Source organism: Aureimonas phyllosphaerae, from assembly GCF_900113065.1.
GTDB classification, from domain to species: Bacteria; Pseudomonadota; Alphaproteobacteria; order Rhizobiales; family Rhizobiaceae; genus Aureimonas; species Aureimonas phyllosphaerae.
This window is the reverse complement of record NZ_FOOA01000016.1, coordinates 20,870-36,051: the sequence shown is the minus strand read 5'-3', so window position 1 is coordinate 36,051 and position 15,182 is coordinate 20,870. Positions and strand designations below refer to the sequence as shown.

The 15,182-nt window shown below is 69.0% G+C and carries 17 protein-coding genes; 6 read left to right on the top strand and 11 right to left on the bottom strand.

Going from position 1 to position 15,182, the window contains the following annotated elements; all coding sequences use genetic code 11:
* Window positions 1-2: 2 nt before the first annotated feature.
* The gene (locus BM175_RS16845) at window positions 3-1,196 is read right to left on the bottom strand and encodes a GGDEF domain-containing protein (RefSeq protein WP_090965071.1); all 1,194 of its coding nucleotides are present in this window, start codon (window positions 1,194-1,196) and stop codon (window positions 3-5) included.
* Between the two features lie 162 nt (window positions 1,197-1,358).
* Window positions 1,359-2,669, bottom strand: coding sequence for an ATP-dependent protease ATPase subunit HslU (gene hslU / locus BM175_RS16840; protein ID WP_055886025.1), 1,311 nt, complete (start codon window positions 2,667-2,669; stop codon window positions 1,359-1,361).
* Between the two features lie 312 nt (window positions 2,670-2,981).
* Between hslU and BM175_RS16835 the strand changes: the two genes are divergently transcribed.
* Both BM175_RS16835 and BM175_RS16830 read left to right on the top strand, forming a co-directional pair.
* Complete coding sequence (locus tag BM175_RS16835; protein WP_090965069.1) at window positions 2,982-3,704, top strand: LuxR family transcriptional regulator; 723 nt, start codon at window positions 2,982-2,984, stop codon at window positions 3,702-3,704.
* Window positions 3,701-4,321 (top strand): alpha-ketoglutarate-dependent dioxygenase AlkB, encoded by a 621-nt coding sequence (locus tag BM175_RS16830; RefSeq protein ID WP_090965067.1) that lies wholly within the window; start codon window positions 3,701-3,703, stop codon window positions 4,319-4,321. The genes BM175_RS16835 and BM175_RS16830 overlap by 4 nt, the downstream gene beginning before the upstream one ends.
* 18 nt (window positions 4,322-4,339) lie before the next feature.
* On the opposite strand, the gene BM175_RS16825 is transcribed toward BM175_RS16830, so the two are convergent.
* The 9 genes from BM175_RS16825 to hisB form a co-directional block, all read right to left on the bottom strand.
* Window positions 4,340-5,902, bottom strand: coding sequence for an OpgD/OpgG family glucan biosynthesis protein (locus tag BM175_RS16825; RefSeq protein ID WP_090965065.1), 1,563 nt, complete (start codon window positions 5,900-5,902; stop codon window positions 4,340-4,342).
* Window positions 5,903-6,047: 145 nt separating this feature from the next.
* The gene (gene coaA, locus BM175_RS16820) at window positions 6,048-7,025 is read right to left on the bottom strand and encodes a type I pantothenate kinase (protein WP_090965063.1); all 978 of its coding nucleotides are present in this window, start codon (window positions 7,023-7,025) and stop codon (window positions 6,048-6,050) included.
* Window positions 7,015-7,335: a phosphoribosyl-ATP diphosphatase gene (locus BM175_RS16815; protein ID WP_055886038.1), complete on the bottom strand. Its 321-nt coding sequence runs from the start codon at window positions 7,333-7,335 to the stop codon at window positions 7,015-7,017. The genes coaA and BM175_RS16815 overlap by 11 nt, the downstream gene beginning before the upstream one ends.
* A gap of 11 nt (window positions 7,336-7,346) precedes the next feature.
* Window positions 7,347-8,159, bottom strand: a complete 813-nt coding sequence (gene hisF / locus BM175_RS16810) for an imidazole glycerol phosphate synthase subunit HisF (protein ID WP_090965061.1) — start codon at window positions 8,157-8,159, stop codon at window positions 7,347-7,349.
* A 52-nt stretch (window positions 8,160-8,211) separates the two neighbouring features.
* Window positions 8,212-8,769 carry a Uma2 family endonuclease gene (locus BM175_RS16805; RefSeq protein ID WP_090965059.1) on the bottom strand — a complete coding sequence of 186 codons (558 nt, stop codon included), beginning with the start codon at window positions 8,767-8,769 and terminating at the stop codon, window positions 8,212-8,214.
* Window positions 8,770-8,831: 62 nt separating this feature from the next.
* Window positions 8,832-9,566 (bottom strand): 1-(5-phosphoribosyl)-5-[(5-phosphoribosylamino)methylideneamino]imidazole-4-carboxamide isomerase, encoded by a 735-nt coding sequence (hisA, locus tag BM175_RS16800; protein WP_090965057.1) that lies wholly within the window; start codon window positions 9,564-9,566, stop codon window positions 8,832-8,834.
* The gene (gene hisH / locus BM175_RS16795) at window positions 9,566-10,225 is read right to left on the bottom strand and encodes an imidazole glycerol phosphate synthase subunit HisH (RefSeq protein WP_090965056.1); all 660 of its coding nucleotides are present in this window, start codon (window positions 10,223-10,225) and stop codon (window positions 9,566-9,568) included. The genes hisA and hisH overlap by 1 nt, the downstream gene beginning before the upstream one ends.
* Window positions 10,222-10,680 (bottom strand): DUF2628 domain-containing protein, encoded by a 459-nt coding sequence (locus BM175_RS16790; protein WP_175526887.1) that lies wholly within the window; start codon window positions 10,678-10,680, stop codon window positions 10,222-10,224. Before BM175_RS16790 ends, hisH begins: the two co-directional genes overlap by 4 nt.
* Window positions 10,677-11,285: an imidazoleglycerol-phosphate dehydratase HisB gene (gene hisB / locus BM175_RS16785; RefSeq protein ID WP_090965052.1), complete on the bottom strand. Its 609-nt coding sequence runs from the start codon at window positions 11,283-11,285 to the stop codon at window positions 10,677-10,679. The genes BM175_RS16790 and hisB overlap by 4 nt, the downstream gene beginning before the upstream one ends.
* 339 nt (window positions 11,286-11,624) lie before the next feature.
* Between hisB and hslV the strand changes: the two genes are divergently transcribed.
* The 4 genes from hslV (at window position 11,625) to BM175_RS16765 (ending at window position 15,043) form a co-directional block, all read left to right on the top strand.
* Window positions 11,625-12,182, top strand: coding sequence for an ATP-dependent protease subunit HslV (gene hslV, locus BM175_RS16780; RefSeq protein WP_090965205.1), 558 nt, complete (start codon window positions 11,625-11,627; stop codon window positions 12,180-12,182).
* Window positions 12,183-12,248: 66 nt separating this feature from the next.
* The gene (locus tag BM175_RS16775) at window positions 12,249-13,064 is read left to right on the top strand and encodes a potassium channel family protein (protein ID WP_090965050.1); all 816 of its coding nucleotides are present in this window, start codon (window positions 12,249-12,251) and stop codon (window positions 13,062-13,064) included.
* Between the two features lie 103 nt (window positions 13,065-13,167).
* On the top strand, window positions 13,168-13,491 hold the full coding sequence (locus BM175_RS16770) for a DUF1236 domain-containing protein (RefSeq protein ID WP_090965203.1): 324 nt from the start codon (window positions 13,168-13,170) through the stop codon (window positions 13,489-13,491).
* 310 nt (window positions 13,492-13,801) lie between these two features.
* Window positions 13,802-15,043: a sensor domain-containing phosphodiesterase gene (locus tag BM175_RS16765; protein ID WP_090965047.1), complete on the top strand. Its 1,242-nt coding sequence runs from the start codon at window positions 13,802-13,804 to the stop codon at window positions 15,041-15,043.
* Window positions 15,044-15,182 lie beyond the last annotated feature (139 nt).

Sequence of the window (15,182 nt, the reverse complement as noted above, 5' to 3'; positions counted from 1 at the left end):
TCTCAGGCATAGGTGACGGCGGCGGGCGCCCGCCCATCGTCGCCGACAGCCGGTCCTTCCTCCTCGAGGCGGTTGCGGCCGTTGCTCTTGGCGCGATAGAGCGCGCGGTCGGCGCTGCGCAGGAGATCCTCCACCGACCGGCGCTCCCCCGGCGCGGCCGAGGCGAGGCCGATGCTGACGGTCACGGCGGGGTGGCCAGCCCGTCGGTCCGCCTCGATCCCGGCGCGGATTGCCTCGCCCACCCGATGTGCGTCCCGGCGGTCGGCGCCGGGCAGGAGGCAAACGAACTCCTCGCCCCCCATGCGGGCGAGGATCGGAGCCCGCGCCAACCCCTTCGACTCGGCCACCGCCGCGCTGAGCGCCGCGGAAAAGCGCACGAGCGCATCGTCTCCGCCCGCATGGCCCCACTCGTCGTTGATGCGCTTGAAGTGATCGATGTCGAGCACGAGGACGGCGCCACCCCGGTCGAGACACTCGGGATGCTCGGTCCGCTCGCGAAAGGCGCGGCGGTTGAGAAGGCCGGTGAGCCCGTCCGTGGAGGCGGCCGTGCGGTGCCGGTCGGCCTCGTTGCCGAGTTCGAGCGTCGTCACCGCCAGCACGAGCACGAGATAGATCACCATGTAGAGGAGCAGCCAGAGCGCCGCGACGGGCTGCCTTGCGAGGAGGGGCGTGACCACTTCGGCGTGGATCGCGGTGTAGAGGGTGAGCGCGAGCGAGGCCGCCGAAAGGAGAAGCAGGAGGGCCGCCGCCAGCCAGCGGTTCGGCATCGGGCGCGCCCGCAGCATCTCGAAGGCCATGGCGAGGCAGTAGACGGCGAAGAGAAGCGTCGCCACGACGTTGCGCGGCTGCTCGGCGGCAAACAGCGGCGGCACGAGACAGGCCGCCGTCCACACCGCGGAGGCGGCGAACACCCGTCCGAGAGGGCGCGGCCGCTCGTGGACGAGCCGCACGCCGGCCCACAGGAAGGCGAAGACCTGGATGAAGAAGACCTGTGCGGCCCAGACGGCGACCCAGTCGGGCACCAGCTGGCGCAGCATGTAGAGAAAGCAGCCGAGCGTCGCGCTGGTCGTCGACAGGGCGAGCCACAGGTGGATGGTCCGGTCGCGCTGGCCGAGCCAGAGCGTCCAGAAGTAGATGGACATGACGAGGTCGATGGCGACGGAGGCGAGAAACAGCGTGGCCGTGTCGAGCGTCACCGGTTGCGTCCCTGTCCATCCCGATTGCCGGCCTCGTCCGCCGGAATAGTTGGACGTCTACCATATCCTCTGAAGGACAGGCGACAGGCGCCACACGCGAGACCGGTGACGTCGGGACGCCTGGCGGCCTGCCGCGAGGAGCAGAGGCCGCCGGGCTGTCGGTCAGAGGATGAAGCGCGACAGGTCGACGTTGCCGGCGATGCCGTCGAGCACCCGGCGCACGTAGTCGCCGTCGACGCGGTAGCTCTGGCCGCCGCGGTCGGGCGCCTCGAAGGAGATGTCGTCGAGGACGCGCTCCATCACGGTCTGCAGGCGGCGGGCGCCGATGTTCTCGACCGAGCCGTTCAGCGCGACCGCGACGTCGGCGATCGCGTCCACCGCGTCGTCGGTGATCTCGAGGTCGACGTTCTCGGTCTTCAGGAGCGCGACATACTGCTTGAGGAGCGAGGCCTCGGTCTCCGTCAGGATGCGCCGGAAGTCGTCGCGGTCGAGCGCCTTCAATTCGACGCGGATCGGCAGGCGGCCCTGGAGTTCCGGCAGGAGGTCGGAGGGCTTCGACACGTGGAAGGCGCCGCTCGCGATGAAGAGGATGTGGTCCGTCTTCACCTGTCCGTGCTTGGTGGCGACCGTGGTGCCTTCCACGAGCGGCAGGAGGTCGCGCTGCACGCCCTCACGGGACACGCCGGCCCCGCCGCGCGCCTCGCCGTTGTTGGCGACCTTGTCGATCTCGTCGAGGAAGACGATGCCGTTGTTCTCGACCGCGCGGATCGCGTCGGCCACCAGCGCCTCGTTGTCGAGCAGCTTGTCGGACTCCTCGTTGATGAGGAGGGCGTAACTGTCCTTCACCGTGGTGCGGCGCGTCTTGGTGCGCCCGCCCATCGCCTTGCCGAACATCTCCGACAGGTTGAGGACGCCGATATTGCCGCCGGGCATGCCGGGGATGTCCATGCCGCCCATCGGGTTGGACGTGTCCGCCACCTCGACGTCGATCTCCTTGTCGTCGAGCTCGCCTGCGCGCAGGCGCTTGCGGAAGCTATCGCGCGTCGCCGGCGAGGCGGTCTTGCCGACGAGGGCGTCAAGTACCCGGTCCTCGGCGCCGGCATGGGCCTTGGCGCGGACCTCCTCGCGCTTCTTGTCGCGCGTCAGGCCGATGCCGATTTCCACGAGGTCGCGGATGATCTGCTCGACGTCGCGCCCGACATAGCCGACCTCGGTGAACTTCGTCGCCTCGACCTTGATGAAGGGGGCGCCCGCGAGCTTGGCGAGGCGGCGCGAGATTTCGGTCTTGCCGACGCCGGTCGGCCCGATCATCAGGATGTTCTTCGGGCTCACCTCCTCGCGGAGCGACCCGTCGAGCTGCTGGCGGCGCCAGCGGTTGCGCAAGGCCACGGCCACGGCGCGCTTGGCATCCTTCTGGCCGATGATGTGGCGGTCCAGCTCGGACACTATCTCGCGAGGGGAAAAGTCGGTCATGGACGGAAAGAGTCTCGGATCGATTGCGGTCCCCGGCCGGATGCCGGGGGCTTGGCGCCCACCCGACATGGGAATGCGCCGCGCCGCCCGCCAGAGGGGCGCATCCCAGTTGCAGGCGGGGCTCGCGAAAAACAACCGGAGGCAGGGTCGTTTCATCGGCGCTTCGCGGTAGGATAGATTACGCAGGTTCGCTCGAGCCCCCGCGAATCGCCATCCTGACCCGGCCGAACGCGCCCCGTCCTTGGAAAGGATCGCCATGACAGGATCCCGGATCCGCGTCCGCCCGATCGCCGCCTCGTCCCGTCGCGCCGCATGAGGCGCCCGGAGGCCAGCCTCGTCGGCCGCCTGGAGCGGCCGTGGACCGAACAGGCGTTGAAGACGGCGGTCGGCGAGATCGTGGCCGCGAGCGGCTTCGACCGCTTCGCCATGATGACCATCCCCTCGACCGACGAGGCCGGCGCCGAACTGCGCCCCCTCCTGTCGAACTGGGAGGACGAGTTCCGCATCGGCTTCGAGCGCCAGGGCCTTCATCGCTTCTCGCCGGTGGTGCGCGCGCTCGTCGGCGGCTCGCTGCCCTTCGTCTGGGACGCCGAGTTCGTCTACGGCTTCGACCCGGACGATCCCGACGGCTCGCCGCCGCAGGGCCGATTCCTCGCCGCGCACGGGTGCCTGTCGGGGGCCTACTGCCCGGTGCACGGCATTTCCGGCTTCACCGGGGTCCTGGCCGTATCGGGACGCGGGCCGGCGATCGCGGAGGCCGACGCCGACGGGCTGCAGCTTCTAGCCTTTGCCGCCTTCGGGGTGCTCGCCGCCTGCCGCTACGAGGAAAACCGCCGCAACAACCCGCTGACGGGGCGCGAGCGCGACTGCCTGAAGCTGGCCATGCTCGGCAAGACCTCGTCCGAGATCGGCACGATCCTGAAGCTCTCCGAGCACACGATCTCGCAGTACCTGACGTCGGCGACGCGCAAGCTCGACGCCTCCAACCGCACCCACGCCGTGGCGCTCGCTGCCCAGCTCGGCTACCTGTCGTGACGGTGCCGGGCGCCCTGCCGCCCGGCCTCGAGCACCATCCCGGGCGGCTCGACGGATCGGCGCAGGCCGCGCTCCTGGCCGCCGTGCGGGCGGTCGCCACTGCTGCGCCCCTCTATCGCCCGGCGATGCCCGGCACCGGCCGTCCCTTTTCGGTGCGGATGACGAATTGCGGATCGCTGGGCTGGGTGTCCGACCGGACGGGCTATCGCTACCAGCCGCTGCATCCCGAGACCGGCCGGCCCTGGCCGGCGATCCCGCCGCTGCTTCTTGCCCTCTGGCACGAGCTTGGCGGCTATCCCCATCCGCCCGAAGCCTGTCTCGTCAACTTCTACGATCCGGCAGCGCGGCTCGGGATGCACCAGGACAAGGACGAGGACGACCTCGAGGCGCCCGTCGTCTCGGTCTCGCTCGGCGACGACGGTGTCTTCCGCTTCGGCGGGTCGCCCCGCGGCGGGCCGACGCGCTCGCTGCGGCTGCGGTCGGGCGACGTGCTGGTCATGGGGGGAGCGAGCCGTCTCCTGTTTCACGGCGTCGACCGGATCGATCCCGGCACCTCGACGCTTCTGAAGGGCGAGGGCCGCATCAACCTCACCCTCAGGCGGGTGACGCGGCCCTGAGCATCGTTCGGGCGGGCGTCAGGCGCCCATCGAGGCCGGCAGGAACTGGTAGGCCCAGGTCTCCGTCAGCACCGTGTCGCCCTGGCGCATGTAGAGGCGCAGCTCCACCGGATCGCTGCCCTCGGCCGTGAGGTCGAAGGTAACGCGCCAGGCGGTGCCGACCTTGACCGAGTAGCAGTCGACCTTGCCGACCGTGCCGCGCGAGGCGGTGGCGATCGCCTCGACGCCCTTGGCCTCGCGGTCGAGCGCGGCGACGAGCCCGCCGTCGAAGTCCACCACGATCTTGGTGACGCCCGCCGGCCGCGGCTGGCCGGCGATGCCGCCGCGCCCGAGGCGCGTCGCCACGACCTTGCCGACGTCGCCGGGGAAGGGCTCGCGGTTCGACCAGTGCAGGACGTAGTCGAGGGTGATCGCGTCGCCTTTGCGCACGGGCTTGGCGGACAGCCAGTAGGCGGCGATGTTGTCGTGGATCTCGTCGTCGGTCGGGATCTCGACGAGCTGCACCATGCCGGCGCCCCAGTCGCCCTTCGGCTCGACCCAGACGCAGGCGCGCTTCTCGTAGAAGACGCCGTCGTCCTCGTAGTTGGCGAAGTCGCGGTCGCGCTGGAGGAGGCCGAAGCCGCGGGGCCCTTGGTCGGAGAAGCTCGACGTCATCACGCGCGGCGGGTTGTTGAGCGGGCGCCAGATGCGCTCGCCCGCGCCCGTCCACATCGCGAGGCCGTCGGAATCGTGGACTTCCGGCCGCCAGTCGATGCGGCGCTGCTTGTCGGTCTCGGAATACCAGTACATCGAGGTGAGGGCGGCGATGCCGAAGCGCTCGATGTCGTCGCGCGCGAAGTAGCGCGACTGGATGTCCATGACGATCGGCCCGCCCTTCTTGATGTCCATGCGCAGGACACCGGCGACGCGGGGGGAGTTGAGAAGGCATGTGATGACGAGCCGGCCGTCGGCCGAGGGCTCGAGGAAGAAGTCTGTGAAGCGCGGAAACTCCTCCGGCGTCGGCATGGCGACGTCGATCGCGAGCGCGCGGGCCGACATGCCGAACTGGTTGTCCTCGCCCGACGTGCGGAAATAGGCGGCGCCGAGGAAGGCCAGCCAGTCGGCGTCCGAGCCAGGCTCGAGCACGCGGAAGCCCGCAAAGCCGATGTCGTCCGGAAGCTCCTTGGCGGGCGAGTCCGACGGGATCGTGAAGAGGTTGGGGTCGTAGCGCAGTGTGCGCGCCTCGCCGTTCTCGACGACGTGGATGCCGACCGGCAGCTTGAAGTAGCGCCCGAGATGGAAGAAGCGGATCGGCGCCTTGCCGTCGTTCAGCTCCAGCGTCTCGCTCTTCTTGTACTGGATGCGCCAGTGCTGGTCGAAGTCGATGCGCTCGAGGACATCGGCCGAGCGCGGCACTTCCGGAACGTAGGGGCTTGCAGCCAGCGCCCGCGCCCGCTCCACCAGCGTGTCGAACGAGAAGGGTTCGGGCGCCCCGAACCGGAGGAGGTCGCCGTCGGCGGCGAGCGCGCCGCGCGTTGCGGAGGCCAGGCCGAGGGCCGCAAGCCCCATCATCCATTCGCGTCGGTTGAGGTCGATCGTCATCGGCGTTCCCACGTCCCTGTTCGAAGCCGGGCCGGGAGTTGGGCTGAGTTGATTTGAATGTCAACTCACGTCGTTTGTCCCAGCGTCATGCCAAGGGCCAGACGCCCGGGTTCTGCACTCCGGCCGGGGCGCGCCGGAGCGCCCGTCAGATCTTGCGCAGCGCCACCTCTTCCACGAGGTGGTCGCCGCCCTTGCGCAGGATGAGGTCGGCACGCGGGCGCGTCGGCAGAATGTTCTCGTAGAGGTTCTTCGCGTTGATCGTGGCCCAGAGCCGCTCGGCGACCTCCAGCGCCTCGGCTTCCGAGATCTTCGAGTAGCGATGGAAGAACGAGGTCTCCTCGCGGAAGGCCGTCTCGCGCAGGCGCATGAAGCGCGAGATGTACCAGCGGTGGAGGTCCCGCTCGTCGGCGTCGATATAGATCGAGTGGTCGAAGAAGTCGGAGACGAAAGGCACGAACTTGCCGTCGCGCGGCATCTCGCGGGTCTGGAGGACGTTGAGGCCCTCGAAGATCAGGATGTCGGGCTGATCCACCTCGATCCGGTCGCCCTCCAGAACGTCGTAGAAGAAGTGCGAGTAGACGGGCGCGGTCACGTGGCGCGCGCCCGCCTTGATCGCCGACAGGAAGCGCAGGATCGCTGATACGTCGTAGCTCTCGGGGAAGCCCTTGCGCTGCATCAGCCCGTCGCGCTCGAGGACCGCGTTCGGGTAGAGGAAGCCGTCGGTGGTCACGAGGTCGACCTTCGGCGTGCCCGGCCAGCGCGCCAGAAGCTCCTTCAGGATACGGGCGGTCGTCGACTTGCCGGCCGCGACCGAGCCGGCGATGCCGATGATGAAGGGCGTCTTGACCTGGGTCGAGCCGCGCAGGAAGCGCTTGCGCTGGCGAAACAGCGCCTGGCTGGATTCGACGTGCGAGTAGAGGAGGCGCGATACGGCGAGGTAGATGCGCTCCACCTCGTCGAGGTCGATCGTGTCGCCGAGCGAGCGCAGGCGACGCACCTCGTCGGCCGTCAGCGTCAGCGCCTCGCGGCCACGGAACGTCGCCCATTCGGCCGCGGAGAAGAAGTGATAGGGCGACAGGGTCGCGGGCACCAGCTGGTCCATCGCCGCCGCCTCAGCCCTCATGCGTCCGTGCGGCCTTTTCGGCAAGCCCCGTGCGCGCGGTGCGCGACTGGAGCTCGGCCATGACGTCGGCGAGCGGAACGCCGCGCAGGTGAAGGAGCACGAGGAGATGGTAGAGAAGGTCCGCCGCCTCGCCGGTCAGCGCCTTGTCGTCCTCCGACAGCGCCGCGATCACGGTCTCCACCGCCTCCTCGCCGACCTTCTGCGCGACCTTGCCCACGCCGCGCCGCGCGAGCTTGGCGGTGTAGGAGTCGGGATCGGGGGAGGCGGCGCGCTCGGCGACGATCGCTTCGAGCCGGGTCAGGTCGAACATCGCAGCGCCTTTCAGGAAGCGACGGGAAGGGGGGCGGGCGTCGAGGCGCCGTCGAGCCGCATCGGGATACCGGCAGCCGCCATGTGGCGCTTGGCCTCGCCGATCGTGTGCGTGCCGAAATGGAAGATCGAGGCGGCGAGCACCGCCGTCGCGCCGCCCTCGCGCACGCCGGCCACGAGATGGTCGAGCGTGCCGACGCCGCCGCTCGCGATCACCGGGACGGCGACCGCGTCGGCGACCGCGCGCGTCAGGCCGAGATCGAAACCCGCCTTGGTGCCGTCGCGGTCCATCGAGGTGAGAAGGATCTCGCCTGCGCCGAGCGCCACGACGCGCCGCGCGAACTCGACGGCATCGATGCCCGTCGCCTGTCGCCCGCCATGGGTGAAGATCTCCCAGCGGCCCGCCTCGCCGTCGGCCGAGACGCGCTTGGCGTCGATCGCGACCACGATGCACTGGTTGCCGAACTTGTCGGCGGCCTCGGCGACGAACTCCGGACGCTTCACGGCGGCCGTGTTGATCGACACCTTGTCGGCGCCCGCAAGCAGCAGCCTACGGATATCGGCGACCTCGCGCACGCCGCCCCCGACCGTCACCGGCATGAAGCAGGCCTCGGCGGTGCGGGCGACGACGTCGAAGATGGTCTCGCGGTTATCGGAGGAGGCGGTGATATCGAGGAAGCAGAGCTCGTCGGCGCCCGCCGCGTCGTAGGCGCGCGCGGCCTCCACCGGATCGCCCGCGTCGACGAGGCCTTCGAAGTTGACGCCCTTGACCACGCGACCGTCCTTGACGTCGAGGCAGGGAATGATGCGCGCCTTGAGGGTCACTTCGAAGCCGTCTCCGTTCCGCGTCCGGCGGGCAGGAGCCGGTGTTCCGCGCTTATGCGATGCCGCGATAAAGGTCCGCAAGGGGCAGCGCCAGGCCGAAGCCCGCGAGCGCCACGCTCTCCTCGCGCCCGACGATCATCTCGGGCGAGCCGAACGTCCCGTCCTCGCCCCGCGCCCAGAGCCAGACGCGGGGCTCGTCCTGCGACAGGACGAGGTAGTGCCGAAGCGAGGGGAGGGCGGTGTAGTCGCGGACCTTCTCGCCGAAGTCGCGCGCCATGGACGAGGGCGACAGGATTTCGGCGACGAGGACCGGCGCGTGGGCGACGAGATCGTGCCCGTTGCCGCCCGTCTGGTCGACATAGACATCGGGGAAGCGGACCCCGTCGGGCGTGCGCACGCCGAAGTCTGCGGCGCCGACCTCGTAGCGGTCGGGATCGAGGCCGCGCGCAAGGAAGACCGTGAGCGCCGTCGTCAGCTTCGCGTGGTTGCGCGAGACGTTGATCGTCATGTCGACCACCTTTCCGCGAACGAACTCACGCTTGCCGTCGAGCCCCTCGAAGGCCCGCAGGAAGTCGTCCGCGGTTCGGATGGTCGGCACTTGGATGTTCATGCGGTCAATCTAGTCCCGCGCGGGCACCCTGCAAAGGCTCGCCGGCTGACTCACGTGAAACATCAACCGCGCAGGCGCGCCAACGCCTCCGCCGGATCGATACGCCCGTCATAGAGGGCGCGGCCCGAGATGGCGCCTTCCAGAAGCGCGGCCTCAGGCGCGGCGAGGCGCTCGATGTCGGCCATGGAGGCAAGGCCCCCGGAGGCGATCACGGGAATGCGCACGGCCTTGGCGAGCGCGATGGTCGCGTCCCAGTTGATGCCGGCGAGGATGCCGTCGCGGTCGATGTCGGTGTAGATGATCGCCGAGACGCCGGCGTCCTCGAAGCGGCGGGCCATGTCCTCGACGGTGAGCTCGGACGATTCGGCCCAGCCCTCGACCGCGACCTTGCCGCCCTTGGCATCGATGCCGACCGCGACCTTTCCCGGAAAGCGCCGGGCGGCCTCGCGCACCAGCGCGGGATCGCGCACGGCAACCGTGCCAAGGATGACGCGCGCAAGACCCGCGCCGAGCCAGCGCTCCACGTCGGCGAGCGTGCGGATACCGCCGCCGAGCTGCACCTTCATGTCCCCGCCCACCGCTGCCACGATCGCCTCGACCGCCGCGGCGTTCACCGCCCGGCCCTCGAAAGCGCCGTTGAGATCGACGACGTGGAGATGCGTGAAGCCCTGGGTTCGGAACGCCCGCGCCTGGGCGGCCGGATCGGCGTTGTAGACGGTCGCCTCATCCATCAGCCCGAGCTTCAGGCGCACGCACTCGCCGTCCTTGAGGTCGATCGCGGGAAAGAGGATGGGCATCAGGGCTTCCAGCGCAGGAAGTTGGCGATCAGGGACAGACCGAGCGTCTGGCTCTTTTCGGGGTGGAACTGGGTGCCGGCCTTGTTGCCGCTGGCGACGATCGCCGTCACCGGGCCGCCGTAGTCGGCGGTCGCCAGCACCTCGTCGGGCCGGCGCGCCACCAGATGGTAGGAGTGGACGAAATAGGCGTGGAGGCCGGTCTCGCCGGTCTCGATACCGTGGAGGAGCGGGTGGGCGTGTTTCACGTGAATCGTGTTCCAGCCCATCTGCGGGATCCTCAGCGACGGATTGCTCGGCACGATCGGCTCGACGTCGCCGCCGATCCAGTCGAGGCCGTCGGTGATCGTCTTCTCCAGCCCGCGCTCGGCCATGAGCTGCATGCCGACGCAGATGCCGAGGAACGGGCGGCCGCGCTGCTCAACGCCCTCGCGCAAAGCCTCCAGAAGGCCCGGTGCCGCATCGAGGCCGCGCCGGCAGTCGGCAAAAGCGCCGACGCCCGGCAGCACCAGACGATCGGCCGCGCGGATGGCCGAGGGATCGTCCGTCACCAGGATACGGCTGTCGTCGCCCGCTTCGCGCGCCGCACGCTCGAAGGCCTTGGCGGCCGATCGCAAATTGCCGGAGCCGTAGTCGATGATGGCGACGCTTGGCATCGTCATGCGCTCCTGAGGTCGAACAGGGAGGGGCCCGGACGCAGCGGCGAACGCGGCTCGCCCGACCGGTCGATGAGAGGTTTAGCCTTCGGCATCTCGGTCGTTTCGCCTGCGTAATAAAGCAACTCGGCGTCGATTGCGTCGCGCGCCCACACCGCGCCGGCATCCCGCCAGCCGCGCCGGGCGAGCCGGCGGACCACCAGCGATGGGCCTTCCAGCGCCACCCCAAGGCCGAGGAGCAGCGACAGGAGGGCCGCCGCCGGCAGGTCGTCGCTCGGCGCCGCCACCATCACGAGGATATCGACGAGGAACACCGCGACGGCCGCCAGATACAGGCGATGCCCGAGCAACCAGAGGCTCGGGAGGACCACAGCGAAGGGCCGGAACCCGTCGCGCAGGAACCGCGCGCTCTCCGTTCGCCCTTCAGCGCCCGGCGGCTCGAAGATGCGGTATCGCCTCACGCCAGCATGCCCTTGGTGGAGGGCACGAGGTCGGCCTGCCGCGGATCGATCGACAGCGCCTCGCCGAGCACCCGCGCCACCGCCTTGAAGCAGGTCTCCGCGATGTGGTGCGAGTTGTCGCCGTAGATCGTCTCGATGTGCAGCGTCAGGCCCGCGTTGATCGCGAAGGCCTGGAAGAACTCGCGCACCAGCTGCGTGTCGAACGTGCCGATCTTCTCGGTCGGAAACTCAGTCCGGAACACCAGGAACGGCCGGCCCGAGACGTCGACCGCCGCGCGCGTCAGGCACTCGTCCATGGCAAGATCCAGCGAGGCATAGCGCCGGATGCCCCGCCGCTCGCCCATGGCCTTGCGGATCGCCTGGCCGAGCGCGATGCCGACATCCTCCACCGTGTGGTGGTCGTCGATGTGATAGTCGCCCTTGGCCTCGGCGCGGATGTCGATCAAGGAATGGCGCGCCAGATGGTCCAGCATGTGGTCGAAGAAGCCGACGCCGGTCGCGACGTCCGCCCGGCCCTGGCCGTCCAGGTCGACGCGGACCCGGATCTGCGTCTCCTTCGTCGCCCGGTCCACCGACGCATCCCGCCGTCCCGCCGTCTCGCCCATCGCCCGTCCATCCTCGATCGTTCCGCCGCTTCATACAGAAGCGAGCGGGCGGAGCCAACCAACAGGCATGCGTGGGGAAGACGGGGGCACTGCCCCCGGCCCCGCCAGGGGAAATGATTTCCCCTGGACCCCTCATCTGTTGAGATGCGTCCGAGATGAAAGAGGGCCAGCGGCCCTCTTTCATCTCGGAAAAGTCCCAGGAGAAAAGAAGGGTTCGGGAATTCCTTCCCGAGCGGGGATCGGGGCGGCAGCCCCGCCAGCCCATGCGCGGCGCCCTTGTTGGCACGGCCCCGGCGCTCCCATATGGGACGCGGAACGAACAAGGACGAAACGAGAATGATGGACCAGCACGACCCGGCGAAGATGTACGGGACGACGATCGTCACGGTGCGCAAGGGCGGCAAGGTGGTGGTGGCGGGCGACGGGCAGGTGTCGCTCGGCAACACGGTGATGAAGGGCAACGCCCGCAAGGTGCGACGCATCGGCAAGGAGGGCAAGGTCATTGCCGGCTTCGCGGGCGCGACGGCGGACGCGTTCACGCTTCTGGAGCGGCTGGAGGCCAAGCTCGAGCAGTATCCCGACCAGCTGATGCGCGCCTGCGTGGAACTGGCCAAGGATTGGCGCACCGACCGGTATCTGCGCCGCTTGGAGGCGATGATGATCGTAGCCGACGCGCGGGTGACGCTGACGCTGACCGGCAACGGCGACGTGCTCGAGCCGGAGAACGGCGTGATCGCGATCGGCTCGGGCGGCAATTACGCGCTGGCGGCGGCCCGCGCGCTCGCCGAAACCGAGCTTTCGGCCGAGGAGATCGCGCGGCGCTCCATGCGCATCGCGGCGGAAATCTGCATCTACACCAACGAGAACGTCATCCTGGAAAGCCTCGAGGCGGCCTGACGCTCCCGGCGGATAGGCGGGCCTCGACCACTGGCCCGCCGGGCGGCCCCGTTCCATCTTGGCAGGATGGACGCTGCCGCCCCGCCCCGCCTCGACCCCGATCCGCCGTCCGGGCGCTTCCAGCGCTTCCGGCGGCGGCTCGATTTCCTCTACCATGCCGACCACCCGACGGCGGTTCGCTTCCAGGGATGGATCGCGATCGTCGACCTCGTGGTCATCGCCTTCTTCGTGATGGCGCCGGTGCTGGAGGAGAAGCGCTACTTCCTCTGGCTCGACTATTCGCTGGCGGCGCTGCTGCTTCTCGACTTTTCGGCGCGCGCGCTGGCCGCACCGAGCCTCAAGGCGTGGGCGCGGCGGCCGGTGATCTGGGTGGACGCCCTGATCCTACTGACGCTCCTTCTGCCGGCGATGTTCTTCAACGTCGGCTTCCTGCGCATCCTTCGGCTCTGGACCCTGTCGCGCAAGGACGTCCTGTGGCGGCCCCTGCGTCGGCGGGGCTGGCAGAAGTGGGAGGAGGCGGGGCGGGCGGTGATCAACCTCCTGACCTGCCTGTTCCTGGCGACGGGGTTCATCTACACGGCCTTCGTGCGGGAGGGGTCGGGCATCGAAGGCTATATTGACGCCCTCTACTTCACCGTCGCGACGATGACGACCACGGGCTTCGGCGACGTGACGCTGCCGGGACCGGCGGGCAAGCTCACCTCCGTCGTGATCATGATCGTCGGCATCTCGCTTTTCGTGCGCCTCGCGCAGACCGTGTTCCGGCCCTACAAGGTGTTCTTCCGCTGCCCGGCCTGCGCGCTGGAGCGACACGAGCCGGATGCCGTCCATTGCAAGGCCTGCGGCCATATCCTGGCGATCCCGGATGCGGGCGGCGACTGACCGATCCGGCCGCGCGGTGCCGTGACCTTCGGGAAACGATCGTGCAACCTCCGGTCCTGACCGGCGTTGAGGGGCGGTTCTGGATGATAGAAGGATGAACGCGATGCGCCGACTGATCGCCCTTGCGGGCCTTGCCAGCCTGATCGCCGCGCCGGCCCTGGCGCAGACCACGACGACCATCATCACGCAGGAAGCGGCGCCGGCTGCGACCGTGGTCGCCGTTCCCGCGCCGGTGCGCACCTACGTCACGCAGCAGACCATTCCGTCGGTGACCTACGAGCGCCAGATCGTCGTCGGCGAGCCGCTGCCCCAGGCTGTCGAGTATCACGTCATCCCCGACAATGACGGCTACGCCTACGCTGTCGTCAACAACCAGCGGGTGATCGTCGACCCGCAGACCCGCAGCGTGATCGAGGTCTACGACTGAGAATTCTCCAAAGATAACAATCGGCCTCTTGAAAGGGGACGAGGATCCACCCATCTCTCGGTCAGGCGGCGCGTCCCGGTTCCGGTTGAAGCGCCGCCAGAAGTCCGGCCTGTCGTCCGACCACGGATGTACTGGCGAGGTGTTGGGCCGGATCTCCATTTCGAAAGAATGGACGCGGAGCCGTCGGGAGATCCCCGGCGGCTTTTTCGTGTGCGCTCGGCTGTTGCCGCCGCGCGCTTGTGCACATATGCAACCTTTGCACGTTATCGTTCGATCTACAGGCGAATACTGACAAACAGGTCGGCAGCCCATGCAGCGTCATGACATGCCCCAGTCCGTCGACGGGTTCCTCGACATCCGCGCCATGCTGCGCCTGGTGCGACAGAACCTCGGACTGGACATTGCCTTCATCGGCGAGTTCGTCGGCGGACGGCGGGTGTTCCGCCATGTCGACGCCGATGCCCCCGTTCTCCTTCGGGAAGGGGACAGCGACCTGCTGGAGGAGACCTATTGCGGCGGGGTCGTCGAGGGCCGTCTGCCCGAACTCATGCCCGACACCGCGCGCGTAGCGGAGGCCGCGCGCCTGCCGGTCACGAGGACCCTGCCGATCGGCTCGCATCTCAGCGTGCCCATCCGCCTGTCCAACGGCATGGTCTACGGCACGTTCTGCTGCTTCGGCCATGCCCCGGACCACTCCCTGAACCAGCGCGACCTCGCCGTCATGCGCACCTTCGCCGGCCTCGTCGCGCAACGGGTCGACCGCGACCTTCAGGCCGAGAGTCTTCTTGCGGCCAAGCGCGCGCGCATCCGCCGGCTTCTCGACGACGGCGGGCCGACGATCGTGTTCCAGCCGGTGTTCCTGATGGACGGGCTCGTTCCGGTCGGCGCGGAAGCGCTCTCGCGCTTTCCCGCAGATCCCCACCGTTCCGTGGAGACCTGGTTCACGGATGCGGCCGAGGTCGGGCTCCAGATCGAGATGGAGCACCGGGCGATCGCCAATGCGCTCGATGCCTATGCGCCGGTCTGGGCGCGCCACCGGGTGCAGCTCGGCCTTAACGCCTCGCCGGCCGCGATCCTCGCCCCCGGTTTCCTCGATCTTCTCGCCGGGACCCCGGCCGACCGGCTGGTCCTCGAGGTCACCGAACACGAGCGGATCGACGACTATGCCGATCTTCTCGCAGCCCTCGGCCGCTTGCGCGAGCGCGGCGTGCGCATCGCGATCGACGACGTGGGCGCGGGTTATTCCTCAATGAGCCGCGTCGTGGCGATCCGCCCCGACATCATCAAGCTCGACCGCGAGATCGTGCACGGCCTCGACACCGACCTGATGCGTCAGGCGCTGGCTCGCGCGCTCGTCGATTTCGCCGAGCGCTGCGGCTGCAAGGTCGTGGCCGAGGGCGTCGAGACGCCGGGGGAACTGGCCGTTCTCTCCGAACTGAAGGTTCAGGGCCTCCAAGGATATCTCCTCGGGCGTCCCGCGGGCGTCGATGCGATGGAGCGGGTTCTGGCTCAGGGCGCAAGGCGCTTCGAGGCGATGGCAGACGCCGGCTGACCCGTTCGTGCGCGGGTGATTGACAGCCTCCGGCAAGCAGTCGAAGACACGGGGGAGCAGCCGCAGGGGAGGCGACGGCGATGCCCGGGGTCTTTCGCGCGCCTGCCGTGATCCGCGAAGACCAGCGAGGCCTTTCCCC